General features: G+C 60.2%; 4 protein-coding genes. All 4 read left to right on the plus strand.

Annotation, left to right across the window (positions count from 1 at the left end):
* Positions 1-1,508: tetratricopeptide repeat protein (locus tag NW820_RS09175; RefSeq protein WP_414407320.1), on the plus strand; the 1,508-nt coding region annotated here is incomplete at its 5' end.
* A 38-nt stretch (positions 1,509-1,546) separates the two neighbouring features.
* Positions 1,547-2,374 (plus strand): sulfurtransferase, encoded by an 828-nt coding sequence (locus tag NW820_RS09180; RefSeq protein ID WP_414407321.1) that lies wholly within the window; start codon positions 1,547-1,549, stop codon positions 2,372-2,374.
* The gene (locus NW820_RS09185; protein ID WP_414407322.1) at positions 2,371-3,549 is read left to right on the plus strand and encodes an NAD(P)/FAD-dependent oxidoreductase; all 1,179 of its coding nucleotides are present in this window, start codon (positions 2,371-2,373) and stop codon (positions 3,547-3,549) included. The genes NW820_RS09180 and NW820_RS09185 overlap by 4 nt, the downstream gene beginning before the upstream one ends.
* 167 nt (positions 3,550-3,716) lie before the next feature.
* Entirely contained in the window at positions 3,717-4,199 is a 483-nt protein-coding gene (gene sufU / locus NW820_RS09190) for a Fe-S cluster assembly sulfur transfer protein SufU (protein ID WP_011434254.1), read from the plus strand.
* The last annotated feature ends 2 nt before the right edge of the window (positions 4,200-4,201 follow it).

Raw genomic sequence — 4,201 nt, forward strand, 5'->3', positions numbered from 1 at the left:
ATCAATGGTTGCACAGGCCTGCTCTAAGGCCCTTCTTGGGGGGAGCTCTGGCTTTGTCTCTCCTGGTGGGGGCCGGGTTGGTGATGCATTCCTTCCGGCAGCCCGATGTCCCTGCCCGAACCAGATCGCTGGGGCTGGGGATCCCGCTGTTGATCTTGGCTGCAGGGGGGGGCTGGCTGGGTTGGCAAGGCCGGCGTGCCATCAACACCTTTGAGCGGGAGGGATCCCAGGATCCCTTTACAGAAGGGCTGTCCTTTTTACAGGCCAATCCAATTCCTGAGGCAGTGGAGCGGTTTCAGGAGGCTGTGCGGCGACAGCCAGATCACGTAGAGGCCCACATTGAACTGGCCCATCTGTTGGCAAAAACCAACCGACTGCAGGAGGCATTGAGCCACTACCAACAGGCCAAACACCTGAACCCGAACTGGAGCGGCATCAACACCCACCTGGTGGAAACCCTGAAGGCTCTAGCACGGCAGTGGCTGGCCCAGCATCAGCCGGATGAAGTTCTGGCCCACTTACCCGAAGCATTCCCCCTCACCCAGGGATCCGCTCAAGCCGAGATCTTTAGCCTGCTCGGCCAAGCCTGGGCAGAGAAGGGCAACTGGGCAGAAGCGTTGGCCCAGCAACAAAAGGCCCTGGGGTTGGATCCCCACTTCAGCGAGGCTCATCTCTGCATTGCTCAAGTTCGCCTCAAGCTGGGGCAATGGGACGAGGCCATCGATTCCTGTTGGGCTGCTTTGGAGTTGAATGATCGCCTGGGCCTGGGCCACGCCGTGATGGGACAAGCGCTGATGCGCAAAGGACAGCTAAAAGCGGCAATCGCAGCCTTCCGAACTGCTCTCAACCTGGATCTCGCTCCTGAGTTGGCAGCCGCTGTGCGGGTGGATCTGGGTTTGGCAATGGTGCATGCAGGCCATCTGGCTCAAGCCAGCCAAGAGTTCAGCCAGGTGGTCTTCAATGGTCAGTTCAAAAGACAGCAGGCTCGCGCCTACTACGGTTTGGGTCTGGTGTTGGCAGGCCAAGAGCAATACAGCGAAGCCATCAAGAACTACCGGCGGGCTTTGGAGCTGGCCCCCGATCTGCACGCAGCGATGGCCGCCATTGGCCTAGCCTACTTGGGGCCCAAACAACGGGATGCCTCTGGGCGCAAGTTCATCCAGCCCCAACAGTTGCAGCAGGCTATGCAGCAGTTTGAACAGGCCCTCCAAGGAGATTCAGAGTTGCCGGAAGCTCACTTTGGCCTGGGCGAAGTGGCGCGCATCAAGGGGGATCTAACCTCGGCGGAGGCCAGCTATCGACGGGCCATTCGCAGCAATGGCAGCTATGGAGCAGCTCACTATCGTCTGGGATCCATCCTTGCCCGCCAAGGCAAGCTGGAGCAGGCCATTGAACACTTTCGCTCGGCTTTGGAAATCGCTCCCAACTTCTCCGAAGCCAGAGTGAGCCTGCAACGGCTTCTCTCCAAACAGATGGAAGAGGCCCATACCGGCCTACTCGTCCCGTAAGGTGGGATAGGATCTTCCAGTTAAGGTTCTCTCAACCCATGACACCAACGCCAGGTTGGGTGGTCAGCCCTGCAACCGCCATCCAGCTCATCCAACAAGGGGCAACGCTTCTGGATGCACGCAGTGCGGAATTGCAAGCCGACGGGATCCTGAAGGGTTCAATTCCGGTGAACTGGACGGAGTTTACTCAACCAGAGGCTGCCAACAGCGGCAAGCTGTTGGCAGATGATGCCCTTCTCACCGAAAAGCTGCAAGGCATTGGCGTGTTTCGGGAGCGTCCGGTGGTAGTTGCTGCCGATCCGCTGCGGGGTTGGGGAGAAGATGGCCGGATGGTTTGGATGTTGCGCAGCTTGGGTCATCCCCAGGCGGTCATGGTGGACGGGGGCTATCCGGCCCTGGTGAAGGAGGGAGTGCTGACCACAACCCGACAAAGCGCCGACGAACCGCAACGGGGCGACTTTGTAGTGCAGCGAACCGACCGGTGGAACATCGACCGGGACACCCTGCGGGCCAGCCTTGGCTCCGACCGTGTGGCCATCCTCGACAGTCGCGAAGCCCAAGAATACGAGGGAGCCACCCCCTATGGTGAGGCACGTGGCGGACACATCCCCGGCGCTGTGCATCTCTACTACAAGGAGCTGATGGATGCGGCGGGATCCCTATTGCCGCCCGATGCAATTCACGCCCGCCTGCAAAAAGCCGGGATCGCTCTAGAAGCCGAGATCATTGCCTACTGCACAGCTGGGGTTCGCTCCGCTTGGGTCACGGTGGTTTTAACCCACGTGGGCCGGCAGGCCAAAAGCTATTCCGGTTCCATCCTGGAATGGGCAGCCGGGGATCCCCAGCGGTTCCCGCTCCAGCCATGAGGGGATCCCTGCCCACTGTGATCTTGGCCGGATGTGGCTATGGAGCCATCGACGCCTTGCGGGCGCTCAAAGGGCAGGCACGGGTGATCGCCATCAACCCCTATCCCTACAGTGTCAATTCGGGCATGTCCACACGGCTGCTGAGCGGTCGGTTTTCTCTAGAGCTGGTGCGGATCCCTTTGCTGGAGCATATTCAAGCCAACGGCGCCCAGTTTTTGCCGGGGCGAGTCACCCACATCCAACCCGAAGCTCGAACCCTGACCCTGGAGAGTGAAGCCGGGATCCAAACTCTGGCCTACGACTATCTGTTGGTGAATGTGGGCCGGGAGTTGCGCCCCATCGATGGGATCCAACATGCCTTTACCATTCGACCGGCAGAACAATTGGTGGCCGCCCAAACCTGGATCCGGCAGTGCTGGCAACGGGCAGCCCAGGGGGATCGGACGCCGGGCCTGCTGACCTTTGTGGTAGCGGGAGGAGGCTGTACCGGCACAGAGCTGATGGGGGAACTCTACGATCTTTGCCGGCAGATGAGCGCAAAAACAGGGATCCCCTTGGCTCAAGCCCGGCTGATCTTGATCCATCGCCAGGCCCATCTGGTCGAGGGCTTCTCGGAACCCTTCCGCCGGGCGGTGGAAAGGGAAATCCGCCATCTGGGGGTGGAAATCTGGGCCGGATGTCAGGTGAAAGCCTTTGGGCCGGAGCACGTGTGGCTCTCGGATGGCACCGAGTTGATAGCTCAGACCCGCCTGTGGGCAGGTGGCTTCCAGGTGCCGAGCTGGTTGAGCACCTGCGGCTTGCCAACAGGGCCGACGGGAGCCCTGCTCGTGGACAAATACCTGCGGGTGCAAGGCTCAGAGCACATCTTGGCGGTGGGGGACTGCGCTGACTTTGTTTGGGGATCCCGCCTCTTGCCCAAGATCGGCGTGTACGCGGTGCGCCAGGGGCCAATTGCAGCCCAAAACCTGCTGCGGCTCATCCGCGGCCAACCTCTGATCCCCTACCGACCGCAGGCCACGGTTTTTGTTTGTGTAACGGTGGGGAACCGCGTTGCCGTTGCCGAGAAAGGCAGGCTGGTCTGGCGCGGCTATTCAGCCACGGTGCTGAAGAACTTTTTTGATTGGCTGTACATGCGCAAACTTAAGCCCCTGCGCTGGCAGGAGTTTTTCTACTGACTCAAGCTCTACCAAGAACGGGGTTAAGATCAAAACCAGATGGGCCAGGTCGGGCTCGCTTCCCAAATCCTGAATATCTGAGAACTATGGCTATTCCCGGCGGCAATGGGCTATGAGCGGATCGACTTTTGCCGACCGGCCAGAGCAGCGACCAACCAGGAGCAACAATGCCTCTAGATAACCTGCGCGGACTCTATCAGCAAGTCATTCTGGAGCGGTACAAAAAGCCCCACAACTTCGGCAGAGTGGATCCCGTCCACCGCCACCAACGTGGCCACAACCCCTCCTGTGGCGACACCATCGACCTCACCTTACAACTGGATCCCAGCCAGGAGCGGATTGTCGATATCAAATTCGAGGGGGCAGGCTGTGCCATTGCCCTGGCTTCTGCCGATCTCATGGCGGATGCGGTGCGGGGGCGCACCATCCCCGAAGCTCTGCAGTTGGTGGAGCGCTTCCAAGCCATGATGCGCGGTGGCGAAGAGTTCCCGCGGGAGCAACGGGCTTTGAACGCCATGAAAGGGGTAGCCCAATTTCCAGTGCGCATCAAATGCGCCAACCTGGCCTGGCATGCGCTCAAATACGCGCTGGAATCGCCCGAACCCCAGGCCAATGGGTCGGCCTTTGTGAGCAACGAAAACACCGACTGACC

The sequence above is a fragment of the Synechococcus sp. R55.7 genome (assembly GCF_047461955.1).
Lineage (GTDB): Bacteria > Cyanobacteriota > Cyanobacteriia > Thermostichales > Thermostichaceae > Thermostichus.